Annotated in this window: 16 protein-coding genes; 12 read left to right on the top strand and 4 right to left on the bottom strand. The window is 60.7% G+C overall.

What is annotated here, in order from left to right; genetic code table 11:
• Positions 1 to 3: 3 nt before the first annotated feature.
• Complete coding sequence (locus tag PH547_RS21210; protein ID WP_285169378.1) at positions 4 to 2148, top strand: methyl-accepting chemotaxis protein; 2145 nt, start codon at positions 4 to 6, stop codon at positions 2146 to 2148.
• 333 nt (positions 2149 to 2481) lie between these two features.
• Positions 2482 to 2904 (top strand): hypothetical protein, encoded by a 423-nt coding sequence (locus PH547_RS21205; RefSeq protein ID WP_260304861.1) that lies wholly within the window; start codon positions 2482 to 2484, stop codon positions 2902 to 2904.
• Positions 2905 to 3074: 170 nt separating this feature from the next.
• Here the strand turns inward: PH547_RS21205 and PH547_RS21200 are convergent, their stop codons facing one another.
• Positions 3075 to 3530, bottom strand: coding sequence for a hypothetical protein (locus tag PH547_RS21200; RefSeq protein ID WP_260305292.1), 456 nt, complete (start codon positions 3528 to 3530; stop codon positions 3075 to 3077).
• 109 nt (positions 3531 to 3639) lie between these two features.
• Complete coding sequence (locus PH547_RS21195; protein ID WP_285169377.1) at positions 3640 to 3921, bottom strand: hypothetical protein; 282 nt, start codon at positions 3919 to 3921, stop codon at positions 3640 to 3642.
• Positions 3922 to 4234: 313 nt separating this feature from the next.
• Here PH547_RS21195 and PH547_RS21190 point away from each other — a divergent pair, with 313 nt between their 5' ends.
• The 3 genes from PH547_RS21190 (at position 4235) to PH547_RS21180 (ending at position 6082) form a co-directional block, all read left to right on the top strand.
• Positions 4235 to 4549, top strand: a complete 315-nt coding sequence (locus tag PH547_RS21190; protein ID WP_260304862.1) for a PepSY domain-containing protein — start codon at positions 4235 to 4237, stop codon at positions 4547 to 4549.
• 40 nt (positions 4550 to 4589) lie between these two features.
• Positions 4590 to 5195, top strand: a complete 606-nt coding sequence (locus PH547_RS21185; RefSeq protein ID WP_285169376.1) for a general stress protein — start codon at positions 4590 to 4592, stop codon at positions 5193 to 5195.
• A gap of 599 nt (positions 5196 to 5794) precedes the next feature.
• Positions 5795 to 6082 (top strand): hypothetical protein, encoded by a 288-nt coding sequence (locus PH547_RS21180; RefSeq protein ID WP_285169375.1) that lies wholly within the window; start codon positions 5795 to 5797, stop codon positions 6080 to 6082.
• 177 nt (positions 6083 to 6259) lie between these two features.
• Here PH547_RS21180 and PH547_RS21175 read toward each other — a convergent pair whose 3' ends face one another.
• Positions 6260 to 7483, bottom strand: coding sequence for a GGDEF domain-containing protein (locus PH547_RS21175; RefSeq protein WP_483315572.1), 1224 nt, complete (start codon positions 7481 to 7483; stop codon positions 6260 to 6262).
• Between the two features lie 266 nt (positions 7484 to 7749).
• Between PH547_RS21175 and PH547_RS21170 the strand changes: the two genes are divergently transcribed.
• Positions 7750 to 7932: a hypothetical protein gene (locus tag PH547_RS21170; protein WP_260304867.1), complete on the top strand. Its 183-nt coding sequence runs from the start codon at positions 7750 to 7752 to the stop codon at positions 7930 to 7932.
• Between the two features lie 5 nt (positions 7933 to 7937).
• Positions 7938 to 8711 carry an exodeoxyribonuclease III gene (gene xth / locus PH547_RS21165; RefSeq protein WP_285169373.1) on the top strand — a complete coding sequence of 258 codons (774 nt, stop codon included), beginning with the start codon at positions 7938 to 7940 and terminating at the stop codon, positions 8709 to 8711.
• Positions 8712 to 8759: 48 nt separating this feature from the next.
• Here the strand turns inward: xth and PH547_RS21160 are convergent, their stop codons facing one another.
• Positions 8760 to 8948, bottom strand: a complete 189-nt coding sequence (locus tag PH547_RS21160; protein ID WP_285169372.1) for a hypothetical protein — start codon at positions 8946 to 8948, stop codon at positions 8760 to 8762.
• Positions 8949 to 9430: 482 nt separating this feature from the next.
• On the opposite strand from PH547_RS21160, the gene PH547_RS21155 reads away from it, so the two are divergent.
• The 5 genes from PH547_RS21155 (at position 9431) to PH547_RS33965 (ending at position 26954) form a co-directional block, all read left to right on the top strand.
• Positions 9431 to 10111, top strand: a complete 681-nt coding sequence (locus PH547_RS21155) for an invasion associated locus B family protein (RefSeq protein ID WP_285169371.1) — start codon at positions 9431 to 9433, stop codon at positions 10109 to 10111.
• A gap of 19 nt (positions 10112 to 10130) precedes the next feature.
• Positions 10131 to 11921, top strand: coding sequence for a ShlB/FhaC/HecB family hemolysin secretion/activation protein (locus tag PH547_RS21150; protein WP_285169370.1), 1791 nt, complete (start codon positions 10131 to 10133; stop codon positions 11919 to 11921).
• Positions 11922 to 11941: 20 nt separating this feature from the next.
• Complete coding sequence (locus PH547_RS21145; protein ID WP_285169369.1) at positions 11942 to 12403, top strand: hypothetical protein; 462 nt, start codon at positions 11942 to 11944, stop codon at positions 12401 to 12403.
• A 204-nt stretch (positions 12404 to 12607) separates the two neighbouring features.
• On the top strand, positions 12608 to 26581 hold the full coding sequence (locus PH547_RS21140) for a two-partner secretion domain-containing protein (RefSeq protein WP_483315571.1): 13974 nt from the start codon (positions 12608 to 12610) through the stop codon (positions 26579 to 26581).
• The gene (locus PH547_RS33965) at positions 26511 to 26954 is read left to right on the top strand and encodes a DUF7957 family protein (RefSeq protein ID WP_483315570.1); all 444 of its coding nucleotides are present in this window, start codon (positions 26511 to 26513) and stop codon (positions 26952 to 26954) included. The genes PH547_RS21140 and PH547_RS33965 overlap by 71 nt, the downstream gene beginning before the upstream one ends.
• The last annotated feature ends 45 nt before the right edge of the window (positions 26955 to 26999 follow it).

Genomic DNA, 26999 nt, shown 5'->3' with positions numbered 1-26999 from the left:
ATGATGTTGCGCTTTTGGAATAAACTCGGCATCCGCGCACAGATTACGGCCGGTTTCCTGCCGCTGATCCTGCTCATGAGCTTGCTGTCGGTCAACGCAATTTCCGGTATGGGCGGACTTTCGTCCATCTTCTCCTCTTATCGCGGTACTGCGGGTCAGAGCCTTGCCATTTCGGATCACAGCAACCAGCTCCACGAAATCCAGATGTCGGTGGAAGCTTTCAGATCCAACCCGACACAGGAAATCGTGGACCGCTTCCGCGCAGGGGTTAAGGCATTTGCCGCTGAAGACCAACGCTTTGCCGGCAACAGTTCTCTGGAGACAGGCATGGCGACCATCCGCCAGGATGTTGACGCCTATGGCAAGGCTTTCGAGCAGGTCGTAACCCTTCACGCCCGGCGCGAGGCCCTGATCGCCAAGGTCACCGAGTTCGGTCCTTGGACCAGCATTGCGCTCAATGACGTGATGCGCAGTGCATGGAGGCAGAACGATGTGACGCTGCTGCATATGACCGGCGCGACGCTCGAAGCCTTGAACCGTAGCCTCTATTTCTCCGAGCGTTTTATCCACTCAGGCGATCTGGCGTCCTACGACATTGCCCAGGCGGCGCTGAACGACGCCATGGCTTTGAACGACGACGCCGCCAAGGTTGCAAAAAATGAACTGCAGCACAAACGTATTCTCGGTGCCGGTCGGCTCATGCAGAACTATACAGGCCGCCTTGGCGACGTCAGGGACGTGATGCTGGCGACCAATAAGATCCGCGATAGCGAACTTAATGTTCTGGCGCCGAAAATCGCCACCGGCTTCCGAGATCTGCAGGCGACGGTCATGGATGCACAGAAGGCTCTCGACGGTTCGGTCGATACCACAGTTGCGTCCGCGACCCGCTCGACGCTGGTAATCAGCGGGCTTCTGATCGTGATCGGTCTCGTACTGGCCTATTTCATCGGGCGACTGATTTCCTCTGCTGTCCGCAAGATGGCGTGGACGATGGAGCGCCTTGCCCGTGGCGACGACACAATGACGATCGAAGGTACTGAACATCGTCACGAGCTCGGCGCCATGGCACGTTCGCTGAAGGTCTTCCAAGAGACCGGACATGCCAAGGTCGTCGCGGAAGCCAATGCCGAGCGCGCTCGGCTTGCGGCCGAAGAAGAACGCCTGCGCCAGGAAGCCGAGCGGCTTTCGGATGCCCAGGTGATGGAACATGCCTTCCAGCAGATCTCTCTCGGTCTCGATGCGCTCTCGAAGGGTGACCTTACAGTGCGCGTCGGTGAGGTTGACCGCCGCTATGTCCGCATTCGGGATCATTTCAACAGCGCCGTCTCCAGCCTGGAGGAGGCGGTGGACTCCGTCATCCGCGCTGTCGGCACGATCAGGTCGGGGCTCACGGAAATCTCCTCCGCATCCCACGATCTTGCCCGTCGTACGGAACAGCAAGCCGCTTCGATTGAGGAAACGGTCGCGGCGTTGGGCGATGTGACACGGGGCGTCAACGGCACGGCGGAAGGGGCAAGTCATGCCCAGAGCGCCGTTGCGACCGCCCGTGCCAATGCGGAAAACGGCGGCGCGATCGTCGCCCGCGCGATTGACGCGATGACGGAGATTCAAAATTCTTCGTCCAAGATCGGCAATATTATCGGCGTTATCGATGAAATCGCCTTCCAGACCAACCTGCTTGCCCTCAATGCCGGCGTGGAAGCAGCGCGTGCGGGAGAGGCAGGTAAGGGCTTTGCTGTCGTCGCCCAAGAGGTGCGTGAACTCGCGCAACGGTCGGCCAGTGCAGCGAGAGAGATCAAGGAACTGATCTCCACCTCTTCCGCCCAAGTCACGACCGGTGTGCAGCTTGTCGGGGAATCCGGCACTTCGCTCGAACAAATCGTCGAGCAGGTCATTGCCATGAGCTCAACCGTCGCCCAGATCGCCGTTGCGGCTCGTGAGCAGGCGGCAAGCTTGAGAGAAGTCTCGGCTGCCGGAGATCAAATGGATAAGGTCACCCAGCAAAACGCAGCCATGGTGGAAGAGACGACCGCAGCCGCCCAGAGCCTGACCCAGGAGACCGAGAACCTTGCCGATCTCGTGCAACGGTTCAGGACGCGCAGTGCGGCTCAATCCACGCACCGCCTCTATGCAATGGCGTCTTAACGCTTAGGCAAAACAACTGCGAATTATCTGAGCCCGCCGCGTGCTACAAGCGCGGCGGGCTCAAGCTCCGGTGACCCGCGCTAACACCTTGAGCTGCGGCCACGAAGACCGCAGCTTATAAATGAATATCCGTGAGCTAAGTTCCCTGCGATCAACGCTCGGCGGACGGCACAATCGACATATTGTCTCCCTTATTCGTCGCGAGTGGCCGGGCTGCCCAGCGCGTTTTTATGCATCCTTTTGAATCGTCGCGCGTTCTCCTGTGATCCAGCAAAGCCGTATGAGGGCGATGCTTGCGACCATTGTGATACCTTTTCTATGAAGGAGCCCGAGATGAACGCTTCTAGGCAGCCGGAAGGCTTTAGCACGGATGCCGAGTTGCAGGCGCATCTCGCCGCGCTCGAAGCTGATGCGCCGGCGGAAGAGGGGTTTCAAGACTCCATCGACGATATGGGTGCCGAACGCCAGCGCCTTGATGCCCTCAAAAGCGATATCGCCGATGTCAGAGACGAGATCAAAAATCTGCGTGAGCGCTTGGCCGCCGTTGCCCAGCAGGCGACAACCGTTGTCAGAACGAACCTCGATTGGGCAGATGCGAGCGCCCACGCCCAGCTCGGCGCCTATCCATGGGCAAAACTTGCAGGTGCGATGGCAATGACCTTTGTCTCCGTTCGCTTGTTGAAACGATTGCCGCTCGGAAGGATCGCAGGTGTTGCGATCCCGCTGATCATGAGTTGGCCTGACGAAAAGTCGTAACAGCGCTCGATTGGAGCGTCGCGCGGTTCTGCAATATTGTGCGCGAACATAAGCAACTGCCACCGCTCGCGCTTTCGATATGCGGAGTTTTGTCGCAACTGTAGGCTTCAGAAACTCAGCCCCCAGCCGGAAACCACCGCCACCGGCTATCCTATCCGCTTTTGCCGCTTTCACTCCCGATGAGAGCTGAGCGCATAAATATATGCCACCACCGCGGCGGCGCCGATGGCTAGAAGAGGTCGTTCCCTTACGCGTTCTCGAAAATTGTCGAGCATGCTTCCCGCCGTTGACGGGGTGTCCGCCTCGGGGTCGCGCCAGGACCTCTCGTGAGAGAAAAGTCCCTGCCGCCCGTCGCCACTTCGCCTCTGGCCGAAGCGAACTTGGTCGTCAGTCAGCCGACCGTCGGGATTGGCCGAGAAATCGGCTTGACGTTTCACCCGCTGGGCCTCCTCCGCATCAGCGCGGCCTGATGGAATGTCGCTGTGGGTAACAGACACCGGGTCCGAAGCCGGAAAGGTATCCTCGAGACCTTGTTGGAGCTGACCCTTGCTGGCCCTTCGCCGCTGCGCGGCCTGTTCCCGCTTCATGGATTCCACTGCAGGGGATGTTTTCGAGTTGTCTGGCATGACTTGCTCTCCTTCAAGAACGGCCGAGGCCAGCAGCACGACGCCGCCGAGAGACCCCGCACCCGCCGGGCAAACGACATTGCATTCATCATCTCCTCGCCGTGGGCGGTCAGTGTTTCGTCTCCGACCCATCGACCGGTGGATACGGTTGACCCGGATCGAAATTGCCATTGCTCAGCGCATCATAGGCGTTGAGGCTTCCGCCGCCGTCCCGCGTGCCGAATGCAGTGAGCTGAACCATCATCACCTTGGCTTGATCGATCGCTGCAATATCATCCATCTGCACGCCGCCGCTGTTGATCTGAACGGAAACGACTTCGCCTCCCTCTCCGGAGAACTGGACCTTCAGCATGTTTCCTTCGCGGATGACCTTGGTGTCCGTGAGATGCATTTTTGTGCTCCTTGCCATGAGAACACAACTCGGCTGACGGCTCGCAGTTCCCTGGCCTTTTTGGAGATGATCGGGGAGATCATGGGGGCAGCGGCGGTCCATGATGCCGCACCGCTGAAACGCGAGTTCCGGGAAATGAAATTCCGACCACGCGCTGAATCCACCAGGGCAAAAAGACATCATTCCTAAGGTCCTTTCCTTTTTGGGAGGGATTGAGCCTCAGGCAGATTCTTCGGTCGCCCCCGGGAACATACATTCTCTCAACCGATTAGGTCTGCGCTCCCAATTCAGAGGAACGACAGCGAGGAATCCAATGAGGAAAATTTTACTAATGTCGACCGCTCTTCTCATGGCCGCTTCGGCAGGCTTTGCACAAAGCCAGAAGCCGACGACCACGCAGGAGACGCCTGCGGTCGCGACACCAGACACAAAGAACCCCGGGGCGCCGGTACAAGGCAAGAACAGCTTCACCGAAGGCCAGGCTAAATCGCGAATGGAAGAAGCCGGCTATACCAACATCACCAACCTGCAGCTCGATGATCAAGGTGTGTGGCGAGCATCGGCGATGAAGGGCTCGAAGACAGTCCAGGTTGCGCTGGATTACCAGGGCAACATCGTCACGAAGTGAATGGCCGTCGCAATCAAGAACACGAAGGAAGGAATATCTCATGGCAACTGTAGCTGGACTTTTTGATCACCATGACGATGCCAAACGTGCCGTTGAGCAGTTGGAAGACGCCGGCATCTCGTCGGACAATATCAGCATTGTCAGCAGGACCGTCGAGGGCCGCAAGGTCGAGGAGCAAGGCAACAGAGCCGCCGAAGGCGCGGGCACCGGAGCAGGTATTGGCGCGGTGGCCGGTGGAGCGGGCGGCCTGCTGGCTGGGCTTGGAATGCTCGCCATCCCTGGTGTCGGCCCCGTCGTGGCCGCAGGTTGGCTTGTCGCCGCTTTGGCCGGCGCAGCAGGCGGTGCCGTCGTCGGTGGCGCTGCCGGTGGCATTGTCGGTGCTTTGATAAAGTCCGGAGTGCCGGAGGAGGATGCGAATGTCTATGCGGAGAGTATTCGACGCGGCGCTTCGCTCGTCGTAGCGCGTGTTGACGGCGAGGAGATCGCCATCGCAAACCGGATCCTTGAACGTCTGCCGCGCGTTAGTCTCAGCGAGCGTCGGGCACTTTATGCAGGGCAGGGATGGCAGCGTTTTGACGATACGCTCGATCCTTATGTCGACGCGGACGTTGACACTCGTCCCTATACGTCTTCGCCACGCAGCTAGTGTCGCATCGGCACTGAGCCTGCCTTCGTTGCCGGCTCAGTGCACCAGCGCCATGCTCAGCTTTGTCTGCGTGTTCGAAGCCTTCGGGTTTTCAAAAGGTGGCCGCTGAAAGGGCAACAAGAGGCGATCGCCATCCTCCATGACATCCCCAGTGTGCGGAATTTCTCTCATGTAAGCATTCGCCTACGTTTTCTATTGATAGAACGTGCCTCCAACAAAGAGTGCATTCACTCGAGGTGAGCGTCGGGCGGCTCTGCTCGGGTGAGCGTTCCTTTGTCGAGGAATGATGCCCCCTATGTCAAAGTTAATTGGCGAACCGGATTTTATGCCTACTGTCTGAAGGCGGTGTGACCTTTGTAGGAGGATGAGATGGTTCAGGCATTTGGCCGCCGGACGCCGCCGCTTTATCCGGAAGACGTTATGATGATGCAAACGCTCCTAAGAGATTATTGCGAGGACCGGTGTTGCGAAAACGCAAGCGCGGAAGCTCAGGAGGCGGCGCGAGAGCTGGTCTATTGGTTTCAGATCGGTGTGACAAAGCAAAGCCAGCTCCGTGAGCTGCTGTATTCGCGGGCATGGAGCTAGCCGGGAGAGACGGTATGACGGATAGTTTGGCCGGTGCGGATAATGATTGTAATCCGCACTTTGAATATTCTCCCCTGTCCCGGCCGTTTATTGTCGACGGGACAAGCGTGATCGTCGAAATTTTTCGACCGTTTGGTGAGGACTGCGGATGGAACCTTCAGGTCGTCGATGAAGGGCTCGATATCACGGTTTGGATGGACGTGTTCGACACCGACGCGGAGGCGTTTGAACAATTCCTCCAGACGGTCGAACTCGAAGGCATCGAGTCCTTCGCTGCGACACCCGTCAAACCTTTGCACTGACGCGAGGTTTGTGTACCGCATTCGGTAGGTTTGTCAGCTCTGAGGCTTGCTTGCCTTGCCTCCTCGTCTTGCCAGCAGGTTTGCGACCACGAGCAGGACAATCGACAGCAGCATCATCAGTGTCGCAGCAGCGGTGATCGTCCGCACGCCGGACGCGTTGCCACAAGTAACTGCAGCTCATGCGTTCGGCGAGCTTGGCTTGTAAAGCACCACTCGGTTTCGACCGGATTGCTTGGCGAGGTAAAGAGCCTCATCAGCCTGGTTCTGAAGCTGCTCCGGTGAGACAATGCCAACGTCCGGTACGTGGACTACCCCAATGCTGACGGTGACGCATGGCGACATTCCGGATGCAGGGTTCGGGAGGGAGGCAGTTTCGACCCCTTCCCGAATTCGTTCGGCAACTGCAATTGCCTCTTCCTCATTTACGCCCGGAAGCACAATGAGAAACTCTTCGCCGCCGTAACGTGAAACACGGTCGCGATTTTTTCTCATGCTGCTTTGAATGATGCCGGCAACCTTTACTAGGCAGCGGTCCCCCTCGCCATGGCCGAGACTATCGTTCAGCAGCTTGAAATGATCGATGTCGCACATCAGCATGGCAATCCCCTCTGCGCGCGGGCTGTCCCCACTCCAGAGACGATTGAGCATTTCCATCATCCATCGTCGGTTGGCGATGCCGGTGAGGGGATCTGTTCTCGCAAGAAGTTCGAGCCGAGCATTCGCATCGGCCAATTCCGCCACCCGGCTCTTGTCTCGCAACTCAAGAAGGAACGTCTTCTGCGCCAAAATCGTCATGGTGCGCCGGGCTACGACCGTTGCGACGATGCCGCTGGCGAAGAACAGCGTGGCCGCCTCCAAGCTTCCCAATTCGACACCTGGGTTTCGCATTTGGAAAAACAAATAGAGACCAAGCGCCATGACTGCGATCATCGTCGTCCACGCCAGCGGTATGCCAAAGATGATGATCGCGGTAATGGCCACGAACAGCATGATGTTCAAATGTCGTTCGTAAAACTCGCCTCCCGCATTCACGCCCACCAGCGCTACTGACAGGAGGATAAGGAACATGCCTGCGATCAGGACAATCCTTTGGAGCTGGAAAGCGCGTGGTATTTTCCAGATAAAGGCGGTGGCCAGAGCGGCGGGAGGAAGAATGCAGGCCGGCGGAAGCATTGACATCGCTATCGCCTTTGGAAGCAGGATTGCGTTGAGGCCCCATGTCAGCACGTCGATCAAAGCGACCCAAATCATCCAGGAGCGAATGATCTTGGCCGTTCGAAGCCAGGAGCGTTCTTGATAGAGGCGATAAAGCTCGCCCCTTAGGCGAATATCACGGGTACGCCCCTTCAGAAGGCGTTCCACCTCATCCATGATATTAGGGTTTTGCGCCTGGAGTGGCATCTGTGTGGGCGCGTCAGAACTCACCGAGACTTTGTTCTCCTCAACATCCATCCTAACCCACATAGCGGAGCATTTCTTACAGGCAAGAATGAGAAGGCCAGACCGAGAATAGGCCCATCACTTTGCCACTCGAGCTATAGACCATCGAGCAAGGGCATGTTTTGACCTATGTCTTGTTCCGGTCGGAGACGGATCACGCTGGCGCCTGCATCTTTTTCCCAGCGCATGCGTTCTGCTGATGCAGCGATCTGAAAAGGACCCATCTCATGAGCAAGCGTGAACTCATCGACACCGGCACCGACAAGCGTTACGTCCGCCGAAACGAAAAGGGTCAATTCAAGGAGAGTGCCGACGTTGGTCGATCGCTGTCGGCAGATCGCCGTCATCAGGCCAAGCAGGAAGCCAAGCCCGGTGAAGGCGATCGCGGCGACCGCAAGTCGAAGCGCTGACGTCGGTGAAGCTCGCAAGTTTCAATGTCAACGGCATCAACGGCCGCCTCGACATTCTCCTGCATTGGCTGGCGGAGGCCTCTCCGGATGTGGTCTGCCTGCAGGAACTGAAGGCGCCGGATGAAAAGTTTCCTCAGCGCGCGCTTGAAAGAGCCGGATATGGGGCGATCTGGAATGGCCAGAAAAGCTGGAACGGCGTTGCCATTTTGGCGAAGGGACACGAGCCGATCGAGACGCGCCGTGAGCTTCCAGACAATTTGGACGATACGCACAGCCGCTATATCGAGGCGGCGGTCAACGGGATGCTCATCGGATGCCTTTATCTTCCGAACGGCAATCCGGCGCCCGGGCCCAAGTTCGATTACAAGCTGCGCTGGTTCCGGCGCCTGACTGCTCATGCTGAAGAACTGCTCGCGCTGGACATTCCTGTCGCGCTTGTCGGCGACTTCAACGTCATGCCAACCGATCTCGATGTCTATGCGCCTGAGCGCTGGCGCGATGATGCGTTGTTTCGACCGGAAGTGAGGGCAGCTTACCGGAATCTTGTTGCTCAAGGATGGACTGATGCATTGCGCCATCTTTATCCGGATCAGCGCATCTACACTTTCTGGAAATATTTCCGCAACGCCTTTGCACGAGATGCGGGCTTGCGCATAGACCATGTCCTGCTCAGCCCCGTATTGGCAGATGACCTGATACGGGCCGGTGTCGATAAGTCGATCCGCGCTCTACCTCATGCGAGCGATCACGCCCCGGTCTGGATCGAACTTAGGGACTGAATTTCTCCAGAGAGCAACCCAAGGACTTTGCGAAGTGGCCACCGCTGTTCACGCCGCTCCAGATGGATCGCCCGTTGGCAACAGTGCTGGATCAAGCGGCGGATCGTTCGGATTCTTACTGTCTTCCGCATCCTTTGCTGGCGTCACTGGCGGCTTCTCCTGGGTGCGATCAGACACTCCAGGCGATGGATTGGGATCACGAGGCGTCTCGTCGGATTTCGGTGCATCTGTCGGCATATTCGTTCTCCTTTTTAGGCGGGAGAACGGCATGAGCTTCTTGATCTGCCGTTCAAACCTCTCTGACAGAAGAACGTTCCACGAGGCTATTCGCTCCGTCGTCAGGACCAGGCGGATGGGTCCTCCTTGGTCAGAGATCATCGGGTCTGTCTGCGGGAACAATCTGGGTGGCTATGCCCATTGTCAGTTTCATCCGGTCGCCTGCTTTCAAAGCGGAATTAACTTTTATTAAGCGATTAAATTGCATTCGACGAATACAAACGTAAATGTTGCAAAAATGCACGCTGCTCATCAAAAACGAGCGCGAATATGCGCCTATCTCAGTTCTAACTATCCGTGTGCCGAATGAAGTCTGCTATGGAGCAGCTCAGGCCGATGAGCGGCTGCACTGTCTCAAGTGCTGTTTCATGAATTCGATAATTTGTCGGTGGGCAAGGCGCTGTCTTGCTCAATCGAGTAGTTTTGACCTGAGGAAGGTTTGCATGACGTTTGCCGTCTTGAATGACATGTTTTCTACCAAGAGCCTTGCATCCATAATTCTCGTGTCCTCCGTCCTGTGTGCGTCTTCGGGCATGGCTCAAGAGCAGCCGGCGGCAGGCGCGGCAGGGTCGACCAATGCTGGCGCTCAGCAGAATTCCGCTGGTACCCCTGCGGCGGGCCAGCCGGCGCCGCAAGCCCGTGTGCAGAAGTTTGACGACTGGTACTATCGCTGCGTCGATGGCAAGGCAGCGGACGGTTCGGCGACAACGAATTGCGAAGCGGCGCAGATCGCGACGGTGAAGCAGGGCGAGCAGGACGTCAACATTCTGACCTTGGCGATTGCGAAAGCGCCTGCAACGCCTGCGCCTACGCAGAAAGGCGGGAAGCAGGCGGTGAGTGATCTCGTGCTGACGACGCTTGTGCCACTCAACATGTACCTGCCGGCGGGGCTCAGCATCGATGCGAGCGATAAGCCCGTCGTTCAGCTTGCCTATCGCAATTGCAACCAGGCCGGTTGCTGGGCGCAGCAGAAGCTGGATGCGAAGATGGTCGCCGCACTTGCAAAGGCATCGGATGGGATCGGTCACGTGCAGATGATGAATGGCCAGAGGGTCAATATCAAATTCTCACTGAAGGGTTTGGACGCGGCTTTGGACGCGTTGCGGAAACCGGCTTCCAACTGACGGCGCGACTGAACGATTCATGACCTCGGCCCGGCAACCGACGGCTGCTCCACGCAGTCTTGCCTTCACGGCGTCCTCCCTCATCATGCGTACCCTTGTGTTGCTTGCCACGGCTCTGACGGCGTCGATGGCGGTTGCGCAGCAATCGCCAAATGACGATTTCGCCCGCCGCCACGCGCAGCAGAATGAAGAGCAGCGCCTCGATGCGCTGCGCAAGAGCACGCCGAAGCCCTCGGAGGTGCCGACCGGTGAACGGCAGGCCGCCGGCGCGCAAAAAGGCGGCCCCTGTTTCGCGGTCACGGATGTTGAGGTGGAGGGGGTCAAGCAATTCCCGGCCGCTGATATCGACAAGGTGACGGCACCCTATCGCAATCGTTGCATCGGTGTCGGCGATATCAACACGTTGCTCCGCGATTTGACCTATCTCTATCTCAACAGGGGTTTCGTCACCTCGCGTGTCTACGTGCCGGCGCAAGACATTGCCAAGACGAAGACATTGCGTCTGGTTGCTGTCGAGGGCGATCTCTCCGACATCTATATCAACGGCAAGCCGGCGCCTGTTTCCGGTGTGATGGGCTCCGGCATGCTTGCCACCGCCTTTCCCGGCATGAAGGACCATATCGTCAACCTGCGCGACATCGAGCAGGGCCTCGACCAGATCAATCGGCTGAGTTCCAACAACGCCAAGACGGCGATGCTGCCAGGTAAGAGCAGCGGCACGTCCATCCTCAATATCGAGAACAAGCCCAGCCATCCCTGGCACGTCTCCTTCGGCAACAGCAACCTCGGCCAAGAGCAGACGGGATACTCAAAGACATCGACCTCCCTCGGTTACGACAACCTCTTCGGCGTCAATGATCAGTGGAGCTTTGGCTACGAGCATACGGGGCCGAACTATCCCTGGCGGGATGACGGCCAAGGCCGGAGCGATAGCTTGACCGGCAATGTCAGCGTCCCCTACGGCTATTGGACGCTCTCGGCAAACGGCGCTTGGTACGGCTATGACAGTTCGGTTCCCGGCAATTTCGGGACCTTGCAGACGTCGGGCAATTCCAAGCAGCTCGGTGTCGGTGCCGACCGCGTCATCCTCCGCGACAAGGATTCGATCACCACCTTCAACAGCGGCTTGACCTACAAGGAAACCAACAATTTCCTGCTCGGCAGCAAGATCGAGGTCGGCAGCCGCAAATATACCGTCGGGGACCTCGGCATCTCGCACTCGCGGCGCATGCTGGGCGGCCTCTGGGTCTTCGATCTTTCCTACAACCAGGGTCTCAACCTCTTCGATGCCGTCGACCCGGGCGATACCGGGGCAGGCAATGCCGATCCGCGGTTCTCAAAGTTCACCGGCACCATCACCATGACCCGGCCGCTCCAGCTCGGCGAACAGCGCTTCGAGGTCAATTCGATCCTGACCGGACAATATTCGCCGGACAATCTGTTTGGAGCCGAGCAGATCTCGCTTGGCAGCAATTCCACTGTCCGCGGTACGCGCGAGAGCACGCTTTACGGCAATGACGGCTTTTTCATTCGCAATGATCTCGTCTGGCGGACGCGGCCCTTCGCCGACTATGCCGCCCTGGCAAAAATGTTCGGCGAATTCCGCCCCTATGCCGGGCTCGACTACGGCCGGATCGCCTCTCAGACGCGCTATCAGATCGAGGGCGGCGACATGCTCGGCTGGACCGTTGGGGCCAAGCTCGCAGGCGGCAATCTCAATCTCGACATCGGCTATTCCGACGTGCTGGCCGGCACTGTCGATAAAAAGAATACGGGACTGCTTTTCGTCAGCTCCTCCGTACGGTGGTAACCAATATTAAGAGGGAAATCATGAACTTAGTTATTCGAAAAGACAACAAGATAGCGCCTCTGGCGTTACGTTCTGCGGCTGCACTTCTTTGCTGTGCAATCGCGCTCTCGAGCTGCGGTGGCCGCGAGGCGCACCCGATCGCCTCGACCAATGTTGGCGACGGTGGGCTTGATTGCGGCGGGGTTTCGCGCGAATTCGCAGCCAACGAACGCCAGATTCTTGCAACGGTCAAGGAGCGCTCGCAAGCTCAAGGCAAAAACGTCATTCTAGGCGCCACCGGCGTTCTTCTCTTCTGGCCGGCGCTATTCTTCATGGATCCCAAATCACCGGAGAAGGTCGAGATCGACGCCTTGCGCAATCGCAACCAGGTGCTGACCGACCTTGCCCGTTCGCGAAAGTGCCCGGCGCCCAAGTCGCAATTGGGCGAAGTCTATAAGAGGCTTGACGGTGGTGTGAAGACGTCACCGGCCAAGAGAGACTAAAGCGAACTGTGCGATCGCGGCACAATCGGGGCCTGCCGCGATCGCACCAAATAACAGATTTTTTGTTTTAAATCCGTTTACCTCAAACCCATGCCGACGTTGACTCCCATCCCGAAGCCATGGTCTCGCTCTGCATGCCACTACAACCACGACGGTATTGAGCTGTCGCAAAAATCAAGCACCGGAAGGCGTGCCATGAGCAGGATGATCGTGCGGCGTAAGCCTGCGACAGCAAAATGCGGCATCGAAGCAGGCGAGGTCCTTGGCCGCCGCCTCATGCGTTTTGCCCACCAGTCTTTGGCGCTGCTGCTGAGCGGCCTGCTGATATTCCAGCCGATGATCGCCAACGCCCAATCGATCTCGGCAAGCACGACGGCCCCTGTCGCCAACCAGCCGAGTGTCGGAGCGGCTCCGAACGGCGTGCCGCTGGTCGACATCGTCACCCCAAACGCGGCTGGACTGTCGCACAACAAATACGACAATTTCAACGTCGGGACCCAGGGCGCGATTCTCAACAATTTCAAGGGCGAGCAAGGAACATCGAACCTCGGCGGGGTCACGCCGGGCAATCCGAACCTCAATGCCTCGAACCCGGCCTCGGTGATCCTCAACGAAGTCACCAGCGGCAACCGCTCGGCCCTGAATGGCCCGACGGAAGTGTTCGGGACCAAAGCGGACGTCATAGTAGCGAATCCTAACGGAATCACCTGCAACGGCTGCGGCTTCATCAACACGCCGCATGCCACCCTGACCACCGGCGTTCCCACCATCGGCGCCGACGGCAGCCTGACAGGGTTTACCGTCAATGGCGGCGATGTGACCTTCGAGGGCGCCGGCGGCAACTTTGCGGCCAGCCCCGGTTCTGTCGATCTCTTCGACGTCGTCTCCCGCAGCATTCACGTCAACGGCCCGGTTTATGGCAAGACGCTGCGCCTGACGGCCGGAGCGAACAAATATGACTATGCGACGGGCGAGGCGACGGCACTGACCTCCGTCTCCGGCACGCCGGAATATGCCATCGACGGCACGGCGCTCGGCGCCATGCAGGCCGACCGCATCAAGATCGTCGTCACCGAGAAGGGCGCCGGCGTCAACATGAGCGGCGACATGGCCGCCAATGCTGGAGACCTGACGCTGTCGGCGGACGGCAAGATCTCGATCGGCAATGTGTCGGGCAGCCAGGGCGTTTCCATCACCTCGAAGTCCAAGGTGACGGCGGCCAAGGTGACCTCGAAGGCAAAACTCGCCATTCAGGCTGATTCCGGCATCACGCTGCAGTCGGTCGCTGCCAACGACGATATCGCCTTGTCGAGCGGTGCCGGCCTGTTGAGTGTGACCGGCGACGTCAACAGCGCCACGAATGTGGCGATGACATCGGCGGGGGGCATCTCTGGTGCGAATGTCACGGCCGGTGGAACCGCGACGTTGTCGGCCTCGGCCGGCAATATCAGCCTCACGGGGGTTGCCAGCAGCAAGGGCGCGCTGTCGATTACCGCCACCTCCGGATCAATCTCGGCCGCATCGCTGTTGAGCTACAACAATATCGGTCTTGATGCCGGCCTCGATATTTCCGTTGTCGGCACGGTGTTCGCCCAGGGCAAGATTGCCGCCACCGGCCGCTCGATCTCGACCGGTGCCACCGTCTCCGGCCTCGACATCGCCGCAACGCAGGCGGATGCGGCCGGCAAAACCGTGCTGGCGAGCGCCGCTGACCTGCAACTGACGGCGACAGGCGGCGCGGTCAATGCCGCAAGCCTGCTGTCATCCGGCAACATCACGGTCGACGCGACGTCGCTGACGGCCCAGACCATCACGGGTCACGGCGCCATCACAATCAACGCCACCCGCGCGACGGCGGCAAACGGTCTCGTGAATGTCAGCGGCCAGATCCTTGGCGGCAGTGACATCGCCATCTCCGGGGCCGGCATTCAGGCAACGACGATCGCCTCCGGCGTCGACTTTACCGCCACCGATGCGGCCGGCGGCCATATCGCCCTTGGGAACGTCGGCGCGCTCGATCTGACCGCCGCCGCCGGCACGGTCGATGTCGGCACCTTGTTATCGGCCGGCGATCTTACCGCTCAAGCCGCGCTGCTGCAGGCCGACAATCTCACCAGCCACGGTAATGTCCACATCGATGCCGGCGTCGATGTCGCCAGCCAGCTGCTCGGTGCCGGCGCCATCACCATCAACGGCAATACCAATGGCGTCAGCGCCGATCTTCTAGCCTCCGGCGTCGACTTTGCCGCGACCAAGGCGGCCGGCGGCAATATCGTGCTGGCGAGTAGCGGCGATCTGACGATCGACGACAGCGCCGGCGCCGTCCAGATCGGGACGATCCTTGCAGCCGGCACGATCGATGCGGTCGGCCAGACGATCACCGCCGACACCGTTACCGGCCACAAGGATATCACCCTTGCCGGCGCCACGAGCACGGCGACAGGCAGCGGTCGCGTCGATGTCAGCGGCCAGGTCCTTGGTGGCGGCAATGTTAGCGTCTCCGGGTCCAGCATTGCGGCCGACGCCATTGTCTCCGGCGTCGATATCGCCGCCACCGACACCGCCGGCGGCACGATTGTCCTTGGCACAACGGCCGCCGGAACCGGCAATCTGACATTGACCGCCTCTGGTGCGCTCACTGCCGGGACGCTGCTGTCTTCAGGCGATCTTAATGCGAGCGCCGCGAGTATCACCGCCGACAATATCTCGGCCCATGGCGACATGACGCTTGGCGGCGCCATCAGCGTGAGCGATCAGATCCTTGGCGCCGGCAACGTCGCGATCACCGGCCAAAGCCTGGCGGCCCAGACCCTCGTCGCCGGCATCGACTTCGACGCTACCAATGCCGCCGGCGGCACGATCGTGCTCACATCCAGCGGCGATCTGACGGTTGCGGTCAGCGGCGCCATTACAGCCCCGACCACACAGGCCGCCGGCAATCTCAATGCCAGCGGCGCGACCATCACTGCGGATGCGATCACCGCCCACAAGGACATTACCCTTGCCGGTGCGACTAACGTAAGCGGCCAAGTCCTTGGCGGCAGCGACATCGATATCTCCGGTTCCAGCATCAAGGCTGGCGTCATCGTCTCCGCCGTTGATTTCGCGGCAACGGCTGCCGCCAACGGCGCCATCGTCCAAACGACAAGCGGTGATCTGACGCTGGCCTCGACCGGCAATATCGATATCGGAACACTGCTGTCGGCCGGCGATCTCGATGCGACGGGCACCACCATCACCGCGGATGTCGTCACTGCCCGTGGTGACATGATGCTCGGCGGTGCGATCGACGTCAGCGGCCAGATCTTGGGCTCCGGCAATGTATCGATCTCCGGCCAGAGCCTGTCAGCGCAGACCCTGGTCGCCGGTATCGACTTCGACGCTACCAATACGTCCGGCGGCACTATCGTCCTTGGCCAGACCGGCGATCTGACGGTGGCGGTCAGCGGCGCCGCGGCAGCGTCGACGATCCAGGCTGCGGGTGCTATCGACGTCAGTGCAGCCACTGTCACCGCCGACGCGATTACCGGTCACAAAGACATCACGCTTGCCGGCGCAACGACTGTCAATGGCCAGGTCCTCGGTGGCGGGGACATCAGTATCTCCGGCTCCAGCATCAAGGCCGGCACCATCGTCTCCGGTGTCGACTTTGCCGCGACGGCTGCGTCTGGTAGCGGCATCGTGCTTGCCAGCAGCGGCGATCTGAGCCTCACCGCGACCGGGATCATCAATGCCAGCACGCTGCTCTCTGCCGGTGATCTCGGCGCCACCGGTTCGACGATCACGGCGGACGGCATTACCGCCCATGGCGACGTGACGCTCGGCGGCGCGATCAGTGTTACCGACCAAATCCTCGGTTCCGGCAATGTGCTGATCACCGGCCAGAGCCTGGCGGCTCAGACCCTTGTCGCCGGCATTGACTTCGACGCGACTGATGCGGCTGGCGGTAATATCGTCCTCGGCCAAACCGGCGATTTGACGGTCGCCGTCAGCGGCGCCGCCGCGGCTTCGACCATTGAGGCCGCCGGCACAATCGACGTCACTGCAGCGTCGGTCACCGCCGATGCCATCACCGGCCACGGGGCCATCACCCTTTCCGGCGCGACCAGCACGACGACCGCAAGCGGTCGCGTGGACATTAGTGGTCAAGTTCTCGGCGGCAACGACATGAGCATCTCCGGTTCGAGCATCAAGGCTGGTGCCGTCGTCTCCGGCGTTGACTTCGCCGCCACGTCTGCTGGCGGCGGCAATATCGTCCTTGCCAACGGCGGCGATCTGACCCTTGCTTCGACGGGGATCGTTGATGCCGGCACGCTGCTGTCGGCCGGCGATCTCAACGTGACGGGCACCAGTGTCAGCGCGGATTCCGTCACAGCCCATGGCGATATCATGCTCGGCGGCGCGATCGACGTCAGCGGCCAGATCTTGGGCTCCGGCAATCTATCGATCTCCGGCCAGAGCCTTTCCGCTCAAACCCTTGTCGCCGGCATCGACTTCGACGCTACCAATACGTCCGGCGGCAACATCGTCCTCGGCCAAGCCGGCGACTTGATGGTCTCCGTTAGCGGCGCGGCTGCAGCGTCGACGATCCAGGCGGCGGGTGCTATCGACGTTAATGCAGCCACCGTCACCGCCGACACGATCACTGGTCACCAGGACATCACGCTTGCTGGCGCGACCACAGTGAATGGCCAGGTTCTTGGCGGAGGCGACGTCAGTATCTCCGGCTCCAGTATCAAGGCCGGCACCATCGTCTCCGGTGTCGACTTCGCCGCGACGTCCGCCGGCAGCGGTAACATCGTACTTGCCAACAACGGCGATCTGACGCTTACGGCCTCCGGCGCACTAACCGCGGGCACACTGCTGTCGGCGGGGGATCTCAGTGCGGCCGGGTCGACCGTCACCGCCGATGCTGTCACCTCGCATGGTGATGTGATACTCGGGGGCGCGATCAGCGTTAGCGGCCAGATCCTTGGTGCCGGCAACGTGTCGATCACCGGCCAGAGCCTGTCGGCCCAGACCCTCATCGCTGGTATCGATTTCGACGCTACCAATGCCGCTAGTGGCAATATCGTGCTTGGCCAAACCGGCGACCTGACCATTTCGGTCAGCGGCGACGCCGCGGCGTCGACCATTCAGGCCGCCGGGGCCATCGACATCACTGCAACGTCCTTTGTCGCGGATGCTGTCACTGGCCGCAAAGACGTCACGCTTGCGGGCGCGACCGGCACGACCGCAAGTGGTCGCGTAGACATCAGCGGCCAAGTCCTCGGTGGCGGCAACATCGACATCTCCGGTTCCAGTATCACGGCCAGCGCGCTCGTCTCCGGCGTCGATTTCGCCGCAACGGCGGCCGCCGGCGGCAACATCGTGCTCGCCAGCAGCGGTGATCTGACGCTGGCCTCGACCGGCAATATCGATGCCGGCACCTTGCTGTCGGCCGGTGATCTCAGCGCGGCCGGCACCACCGTCACCGCGGATTCCGTCACGGCCCATGGCGACATGACGCTTGGCGGTGCCATCGTCGTCAACGGCCAGATCTTGGGCGCCGGCAATGTGCTGATCACCGGCCCGAGCCTGTCGGCGCAGACCCTTGTCGCCGGTATCGACTTTGATGCCACCAATGCTGTCGGCGGTGATATCGTGCTTGGCCAGACCGGCGATCTGACGGTTGCGGTCAGTGGCAGTGCCGCGGCCTCGACCATGGAGGCCGCCGGCACGACCGATGTCAGCGCGGCCACTGTCACCGCCGACGCAATCACCGCCCATAAGGACATTACACTTTCCGGCGCGACCAATATTAATGGTCAGGTCCTCGGCGGCGGCGATATCACCATCTCCGGTTCCAGCATCACCGCCGGCGCCGTTGTCTCCGGTGCCGATTTCGCAAGCACCGCGGCTGCCAGCGGCAATATCGTTCAGACATCCGTCGGTGACGTCTCACTAACCTCGACGGGCGATCTTGCCATCGGCACGCTGTTGTCGGCCGGTGATCTCACAGCACAAGCGCTCGACCTGACGGCGGGGAGCATCACCGGTCATGGTGCCGTCGATCTGAAGGCCAGCGGCACGACGACCGGAACCGGTCGCGTCGATGTCAGCGGCCAAGTGCTGTCGGCCGGCAATCTCACCATCGACGGCAGCAGCCTCAGTGTCGGTCTTCTGGTGTCCGGCGTCGATTTTGCCGCGACCGATGCGGCCGGCGGCAATATCGTGCTCGGATCATCGGGCGCTATGAACCTCACAGCCTCCGGCAATGCCACGGCCGGCACCATCCTCTCCGCCGGCGACTTCACGGCGACGGCTGCCGATCTTCAGGCCGGCAGTGTTACCAGCCATGGTAAGGTCGGGATCAACGGCGATGTCGATGTCACCAGCCAGATCCTGGCAGCCGGTGATCTCACCATCAACGGCGGCAGCATCAGCGCGCCGGTGCTGATCTCCGGCATCGACTTTGCCGCCACCACCGCGGCCGGCGGGAATATCGTGCTCGGATCATCGGGTGCCATGAACCTCACCGCGACAGGCGATATCGTCTCGCAAACCATGTTGTCGGCCGGCGACTTTACGGCACAGGCGGCCAATCTTCAGGCCGACAGCATTACCAGCCACGGTAAGGTCGGTATTCTCGGCAATGTCGATGTCGGCAACCAGGTGCTTGCCGCCGGCAACCTCACCATCAATGGCGGCAGCATCAGCGCCCCCACCCTGATCTCCGGCATCGATTTTGCCGCGACCAATGCCGCCGGCGGAAGTATCGTGCTGGCATCGTCCGGCGCCATGGATCTTGACGCCTCCGCCGGTATCGCAACCTCGACCATGCTGTCGGCCGGCGATATCGACGCCAGTGCCGCCACCATCACCGCCGGCGCTGTCACCGCCCATGGCGATGTCACCCTTGCCGGCAGCAGCAGTGTCATTGTCACCGGCCAGCTTCTGAGCGCTGATGATATCTCGCTCTCCGGCCAGACCGTCCAGGTCAGTCAGGCCGTCACCGGCGTCGATTTTGCCGCGACCGCGCAATCGTCAAACGGCGCCATCGCTCTCGGATCGGGCGGTGCTCTCGATATCGTTGCGACAAGCGTCACGGCCGGCACGTTGATCGTTGCCGGCAGTCTCGATGTGGCGGCCAGCGCCTTTACCGGCGGCAACATTACCAGCCACGGCACGGTGGCGATCGGTGCGTCCACCAGTCCCGGCGCGGTTGCCATCAACGGCCAGCTTCTCGGCGCCAGCGACGTGTCGATCACCGGATCTGCTATCAGCGGCAATGTCATCGTCGCCGGCGTCGATTTTACCGCCACCAGCCAATCGGCCAGCGGCAATATTGTTCTCGGCAATGCGGGTGATCTGACGCTCAAGGCGACGTCCGGCGACATTGCCGTCAACAGCCTGATGGCCGCTGGCAGCATCACCACCAATGCGGCGGGCAATGTCAGCACCAATGCCGTTGCCCATGGCGACCTGACGGTAAATGCCGGCAACGCCATCACGCTTAGCGGCCAGTCGCTGGCCGCGCGCAACGCCAATCTTGCTGCCCGCTCGATGACGATCAACAGCCTGGTGTCCGGCGTCGACTTTGCCGCCACCAGTGCGGCCTCAGGCGGCAGCCTGATGCTGCAGCACACCGGCGCGATGACACTTGCCGCCTCCAGCGGTAGCATCAACGCCAACGTACTGCTCTCCGGCGGCAGTCTTGCCGCAACCGCAACGCAGAACATCGGCTATGCCAGCCTGCAGAGCCTCGGCAATGCCACGCTTACCGCACCCGGTTCGATCAGCTATACCAGCACCACCCGCGTCGGCGGCAATCTCACGCTCAACACCGGCGCCCTCGATCTCTCCGGCAGCCGCGGCAGCGCCATTGCCGGCGCCGGCACGCTGATCGTCAACGCCTCTTCCGCCAACCTCTCCGGCAGCAATCTCGTCTTCGGCGGCCTGACACTCAATCTTTCCGGCAATGCCGACCTCTCCAACGCCGACGTCAGCGCCGTCACCAACGGTGGAGGCTCAGGCGACATCACCGTTTCCGCCGCAGGCCTTACCACGACGGCCGGCACCTCGCTGCTTGCCGCGCACGACCTGACGCTCAATCTGCCGTCGCTCGGTAATGCCGGTCAGCTCGCCGCCGCCAACGATCTCACCTTCAACATATCAGGGGATTTCTACAACAGCCCCTCCGGCCTCGTCTTTGCTGGCAACAACGCCAACTTCTTTGTCGGCGGTGTGCTGACCAACGACCAGGGGGCTCTGCTGTCCGGTAATGGTCTTGCCATTGCAGGGCCAGGCGGTGGTCGCAATGGCGCCGTCGTCAACTCCGCCGGCCTCATTCAGTCCGGCGGCAGCATGTCGATCCTGACCAACGGTCTGACCAACACCACGACCTCCGGACCGGTGATCCAGCGCAATGTCCAGATCTCCAACACCATCCTCAGCGCTTATGATCTGATCACCGAGACCTACAAGTGCGAGACGCGGTGCGGCACCGGCTCGGGACAGCATGAGCCGACCTATGCCTGGACGGAGACCGTCGACCATCTGGTGAGCCAGATCGTCTCGCAGGATCAACTGATCTCCGGCGCCGGCGCTTCGGCCAAGATCCGTGCCGGTGGTCCCCTGACCATCAATGCGATCAATCTGACCAACGCCTATAGCTCGATCGAGTCCGACAGCAACATGCTGCTGACCGTCGCCGGCACGCTGACCAACGACGGCACGACGCTGAACCGCACCACCACGACCACCTGCGACAGCTCCACCCCCTGCCAATATTATCCCGATGTCATCAAATCCGACACGACGCAGGGCGGTCCGGATTGCAGCGGCCCCAACAATCCCTGCATCGGCAGCAACGATCCGTCGCTCACCTATTCAAATAATCCCAACGGTCATCGTGACGCTTCCAAGGACCTTGCCGCCGGCTCCACGGTGAGCCTACAGGCGATCGGCGCGATCTCGGGCGTCATCGAGGCGCGGGGCGCGCTCGTCATCAATGGCGGCGGCACGGTCAACAACGTCGCCGCCAATGGCTCGATCAACGGCGGGGTGGCTATCGATGCTGCGGCGACGGCGAGCAATCCGCTCGGCGCCTTGAACAGCATGACGGCCGGCGGCGCCCTGTTCAACGTCAACGCTTCGCTCGCCAGCGTCGCCGCCAATGGGGGTGCCAGCCTCAGTAGCGGCCCGTCGCTTGCAAGCACTAGCACAACGATTGCCAGCGGTCCGACGGTCAATGGCAGCAGCCTGACTGCAGGCAGTACCTCGATCAGTAGCGGTAGCCTGACGGCGAATGGCAGCGCCTCAGTGGACGGGAACAGCGTGGCTGTCGCTAACGGCGTTTCGATTAGCGGCGGCAGCCTGACAGCGAATGGTAGCGCCTCGCTGAGCGGCAACGGCGTGACCGCCGCCGGCGGACCTTCGATCAATTCGACTGCCTTGACCACCGGTGGCGCCTCGGTCAATCCCAACAGCTTGATGGGCAAGCTCACCGCCGCCATCGGCAACAGCGGCAATCTTGCCCAGATGCTGCAGGTGAATGGCGCTCAGCTCGCTTCGCTTGCCAAGCCGCAGTCCGGCGGCGTCGGCGGCACGGTGCCGGGCCAGGTCTTCCTGTTCGAAACGCGGGCAGCCTTCCTCGATGTATCGAAGTTCTACGGTTCGGCCTATTTTATCGACCGGATCGGCTATACGCCGGAGACGCAGGTTCCCTTCCTCGGCGACGCCTATTTCGACAACCAGCTCGTCGACGAGCAGATGCGGCAACTGGTCGGCGATGGCCTCGGCGCCGGCTCCTTCATCCCCGGCAACAATGCCACCGACCAGATGAAGACGCTGCTCGACAATGGTGTCGCCTATGCCGAGGCCAACGGCCTTGCCCTCGGCCAGGAGCTGACGCCCGAGCAGGCGGCCTCGCTCAGCCAGTCGATCGTGATCTACCAGGCCGAGATCGTCGACGGGGCACAGGTGCTGGTGCCGGTCGTCTACCTCTCGGCCGCCGACCGCGCCAAGGTCAACAACAGCGCCGCCGTCATCGCCGGCAACACGGTCAGCATCGATGCCGGCTCCGTCGACAATTCCGGCGCCATTGCTGCCGCCGACGGCATGACCATCAATGCCACCGACATCAAGGCCAATGGCGGCGTCTTCCTCGCCGGCGGCAACATGAACCTCAATGCCAGCAACGGCATTACGCTCGCCGCCCAGACGATGAACATTGGCGGCCAGACCGTCGTCGCATCCAATGGCGGGGTGACCGCCGGTGGCAATCTGAAGATGGATGCCGGCTCCGGCAGCCTGACGCTCACCGGCACCAAAGTCGCCGCCGGCGGCTCGGCCGAGCTTTCCGGCAAGACCGTGACGCTTGGCGCCGTCAAGCAGGACAATGGCGGCACGCAGGCGCTCATCGGCACCACCGTGACGACCGGCGGCAACCTTTCCATCGCCGGCACGAACAGCGTCAACATCATCGCAAGTTCCGCCAAGGTCGGCGGCGACCTCTCCGTTCTCTCCTCGAACGGTTCGGTCAACGTCATCTCCGCCGGTGTGGAGAACACCGTCCTCACCAAGGACCGCCTAAGCCTTGCCCAAGGCGGCACCATCACCACGACCACCAGCCAGATCCAGCAGGGCTCGTCGCTAATCGCCGGCGGCGCCATGACCGTGTCCGGCAATCAGGGCGTCTTGATCGCCGGCTCGACGCTCGATGCCAAGGGCAATCTCGGCATCGTCTCGACGAACGGCAATATCGCGATCACGGCCACGCAAGATCAGACCACAAGCCAGTCGAAGACGATCGCCGGTGTAGCCACCGGCTACAAGGGCGGCAGCGCGTCCTCGACTTCGGTCACCAGCAATGGCTCCTCGATCACTTCAGGCAACGGCAGTGCGACGGTTCAAGCCGACAACGGGGCGATCAGCGTCATCGGCTCCGATATCGCCGCCAAGGGCGGTACGGCCAATCTCACCGCCAAGGGTGACATCACCATTGGCGAAGCAACCGATAGTGCTTCTTCCTCCAGCAAGTCCGGAAACACCAAGAGCAGCGAGACGACGACCACGGCTGAGGGCTCGTCGATCTCCGGTCAGACCGGCGTCACCATCGCTTCCACCGGCGGCAACGTCACCATCTCGGCCTCCGACGTCACCGCAGGCGATGCCACCCATACGGCGAATGCCGATATCAAGGCCGCCGGCAACATCGTCATCGCCTCCGGCAAGGATACCGACGAGACCACCTCCGACAGCAAGTCCAGCGGTTTCTTGTCGTCGTCGAAGACCCACACCCACACCTATGACGAGGACACTGTCGGCTCGTCGATCTCGGCATCCGGCAACGTCAACGTCGCCGCTGGCGGCGAGGCCGTCATCTCCGGATCGAGCGTCACCGCCGGCAATGATCTCAGCCTCTCCGGCTCGACCGTCACCGTCATGGCGGCAGAGGAAGAGCACGAGAGCGACAAGCAGACGAAGAAGTCCGGCATCGGCGTCGGTTCCGGTGGCGGATTTATCTCGATCTATGGCAGCCACGATAAGACGATCAGCGAAAGCTCGACGGATAACGTCGGGTCGACGCTGACTGCCGCCAATGGCAACATCACCCTCAATGCCACCAAGGGTGATTTGAACATTATCGGCTCCTCGATCGCGGCAACCAACGGTGATGTCACGGGCACTGCGGCCGGCGACATCAACATCCTGCCCGGGCATGAAAGCGACGACACGTCGAAGAGCGACAAGCGCTCTGGCTTCGGCATCCAGGTCTCGACCAGCGGTGGCGGCGCCTCGATCGGCATCGGCGTCGGCCGCTTCACCGACCAGGTCAACCAAAGCGCCGACACCAATGCGGTGTCGACGATCAACGCGGGTGGCGACATCACGCTTAAGGCGGGCGATACCTTCAACGACCAGGCCGGCCAGATTACCGCCGGCGGCGGCGTCAACATCACCGGCGCGAATGGCGTCAACATCCTCTCGGGCAACGACGTCACCAATTTCGACGAAGTGGCCACCAGCTTCTTTGCCGGCGTCAGCGTCGGTGTCTCCTCGAGCTTCGTCGGCGCCGGCCAGAGCATAGAGAACCTTGCCTCCAAGCTCGGCAACGTCACCGACGGCTATTCGGCGGCCAACGTCGCTTTTGCCGGCATGAAGGCCTATGAGGCGCTCTCCAATCTCCAGGACAGCGTCGCGGCCGGTAATCTCGCCTCCGTCTCATTGACGGCCGGCTTTACCTATTCGAAGAACGAGACATCGGTCTCGAGCTCGACGCCGGTGCTGCCGACGATCTCGGGCAGCTCGGTCGACATTTCGACCAACGGCGATTTTGTGAGCCGCGGCCTGCAAATCTCGGCGCAAGCAAACCCCGATCGATCCGACGACATGAACGGCAGCTTGCTGATCTCGGCCAACAATATCGACATGGCCGGTGCGCAGGCGACGACCGACGCCTCCTCACGCAGCGAGTCCGCCGGCGCCAGCATCGGCGTCTCCGTCGGCGTCGGCATCGGCGGCGCGACCGGCATCACGCCGACGGCCAGTGTCTCGGCCGGCCAATCGAAATCGTCCAGCTCGTCGACGACGCAGGTGATCTCCACCGTCAGTGCCTCGAACAACATCAAATTCGTCTCGAAGGGCGACACGACGCTTAACAACACCGTCTTCTCCGCCGACGCGATCGACGGCGAGGTCGGCGGCAATCTTTCGATCGTCTCGATGCCGAATACCGGCACCCAGTCGAACAGCTCGACTTCTCTCGGCTTTTCCTTCACCGGAGGCACAATCGGCAAGACGGATGGGCAGGACCTGCTGACGGCAAGCAATGTCGGCACGGCGCTTGGCGGTCTCACCCTCGGCGGCGTGCAACCGGGCTTCGGCTCCGGCAAGGGCTCCACCAACTGGATCGACACGCCGGCCGGGCTCTATTCCACCGGCGACCAGAACATCACCGTCGGCAAAAATACCAACCTGGCGGCCGCCGGCCTGATCTCCACCGATGGCCAGGTGAATCTCGATACTGGCACGTTGACCTGGTCCGACTTCGTCGGTTCGCAAAAATACCAGGGCTATCAGGTCGACGCCAATATCGACCTGTATGGCGGCGCCGATGCAAACGGCAAGACGCAAAACAACAGTAGCGCCGAGGGCAAGTACCAGCTCGATGATGTCGAGCAGTCGGTCAAGGCAACGATCAGCGGTAGCGGTGGTGCAGGTAACATCACCATCCGCAATCCCGATCAGCAGGCCGCGCTGGAACAGAGTGGGCAGACGGGAGCGGTCGACCAGATCAATACCGATCCTACCCAGCAGAATGTCGTCACCAAGGACAAGCATATCGATCTGGAGCCGTATGTCTCGGTGCAGAGTGTTACCGCGGCGATCGATGCGGGCAAGACGATCATGCAGGCGCTAGGTGACGCACTCGATAAGATGTCGGCCGACGGGAAACTGTCGCCTCAAGACAATCAAACTATTCATGCGATTGCCCAAAATCCAAGTAGGGAGAACTTGAAGGCTATCGGCGAGTGCGCGAAGCAACGTTCGGGAAGCAGTTGTTCAGTTAACTATACGACCGTAACGGGCAGCGTGGAAACCGCCACGATGACAGCTGATGGCGCCCAAACATTCGTCGATGGATTCGTAAACAGCGTTAAGGCTGGTCTCAAGGAGACGGCGGGTAACGTTGCGTGGGCAATTAACCCCACCAGTGGTCCTCTTGGGATGGGGCCCGGAGGCGGATTGGGCTGGCTCCCTGCTCTTGGAGCGCTCGGAGTGCCGGAGGGAGTTGTTGCCCAGGATTTGGAGTATTTGGCGGAAGCTGGCGAAGCAGCAACTGCGCTGGAAGGACCAGCTGCAGGGACCCAAGCCGCCTGGAGTGGCGCAATCACGGCCGGCACGGTTCCCGAAGGCGGAATGGTGGCTTACCGTATATGGGGTGGGGGAAGTAGCCAGCTGGGTGGATGGCTTTCGCCGATTTTGCCGGAATCGTCGGCAGCGGCCAGAAGCTTATTAGCATTGCCACCAGCTAATTCAGCACAGTTTGTCTCTAAGGTCTTCATTCCCGCAGGAACTCAAATCCAGTATGGTGTAGCGGCGAGCGCTTTTGGGCAAACTGGTGGTGGGATCCAAATCCTACTCTTGGACCGAATTCCAATGTCGAACTTTGGTCCAGGCCTTCCCTATTAGGGATGGTTCGCTTTGGAATTATGCCTTGTCGCTGAAGAAAGGAATAACTGTGGCGATAGACCCAGAACATTTGCGCGTTTCTGCCAGAGACTTTGATGGCTCACGGATAAAACACGCGTCTCCACTAGAAAATGGAGAACGTTGCATCATTCTTCTTGATCCAGACTCGAATCGTGATTCAATTTTTCGAAATCTCATATGTATAGACCAAAATCGCTCAGTTATCTGGAAAGCACAATTGCCGTCCAGTCCAGATGTTTTTTTAGACTTCCAATTGACACGAGAGGGCGTTCTTGCCAGGACATGGAGTGGATTTAACCTGCTATTGGATCAAGAAAATGGGCGGGAACTGAGTCGGATCTTCGCTAAGTAGAAACTATACTGTGTGTCTAATGTTTGCGGCTAGCGATGGCGAAGA

Origin of the sequence: Rhizobium cerradonense (genome assembly GCF_030182455.1) — a bacterium.
In the GTDB taxonomy this organism is placed as follows: Bacteria; Pseudomonadota; Alphaproteobacteria; order Rhizobiales; family Rhizobiaceae; genus Rhizobium.
This window is presented reverse-complemented; position numbering and strand designations above follow the sequence as displayed.

Excerpts from the sequence above, each read along its gene's own strand:
- PH547_RS21210 (WP_285169378.1), top strand. The coding sequence starts at position 4 with ATGTTGCGCTTTTGGAATAAACTCGGCATCCGCGCACAGATTACGGCC.
- PH547_RS21205 (WP_260304861.1), top strand. The coding sequence starts at position 2,482 with ATGAACGCTTCTAGGCAGCCGGAAGGCTTTAGCACGGATGCCGAGTTG.
- PH547_RS21200 (WP_260305292.1), bottom strand. The coding sequence starts at position 3,530 with ATGCCAGACAACTCGAAAACATCCCCTGCAGTGGAATCCATGAAGCGG.
- PH547_RS21195 (WP_285169377.1), bottom strand. The coding sequence starts at position 3,921 with ATGCATCTCACGGACACCAAGGTCATCCGCGAAGGAAACATGCTGAAG.
- PH547_RS21190 (WP_260304862.1), top strand. The coding sequence starts at position 4,235 with ATGAGGAAAATTTTACTAATGTCGACCGCTCTTCTCATGGCCGCTTCG.
- PH547_RS21185 (WP_285169376.1), top strand. The coding sequence starts at position 4,590 with ATGGCAACTGTAGCTGGACTTTTTGATCACCATGACGATGCCAAACGT.
- PH547_RS21180 (WP_285169375.1), top strand. The coding sequence starts at position 5,795 with ATGACGGATAGTTTGGCCGGTGCGGATAATGATTGTAATCCGCACTTT.
- PH547_RS21175 (WP_483315572.1), bottom strand. The coding sequence starts at position 7,483 with ATGCCACTCCAGGCGCAAAACCCTAATATCATGGATGAGGTGGAACGC.
- PH547_RS21170 (WP_260304867.1), top strand. The coding sequence starts at position 7,750 with ATGAGCAAGCGTGAACTCATCGACACCGGCACCGACAAGCGTTACGTC.
- PH547_RS21160 (WP_285169372.1), bottom strand. The coding sequence starts at position 8,948 with ATGCCGACAGATGCACCGAAATCCGACGAGACGCCTCGTGATCCCAAT.
- PH547_RS21155 (WP_285169371.1), top strand. The coding sequence starts at position 9,431 with ATGACGTTTGCCGTCTTGAATGACATGTTTTCTACCAAGAGCCTTGCA.
- PH547_RS21150 (WP_285169370.1), top strand. The coding sequence starts at position 10,131 with ATGACCTCGGCCCGGCAACCGACGGCTGCTCCACGCAGTCTTGCCTTC.
- PH547_RS21145 (WP_285169369.1), top strand. The coding sequence starts at position 11,942 with ATGAACTTAGTTATTCGAAAAGACAACAAGATAGCGCCTCTGGCGTTA.
- PH547_RS21140 (WP_483315571.1), top strand. The coding sequence starts at position 12,608 with ATGATCGTGCGGCGTAAGCCTGCGACAGCAAAATGCGGCATCGAAGCA.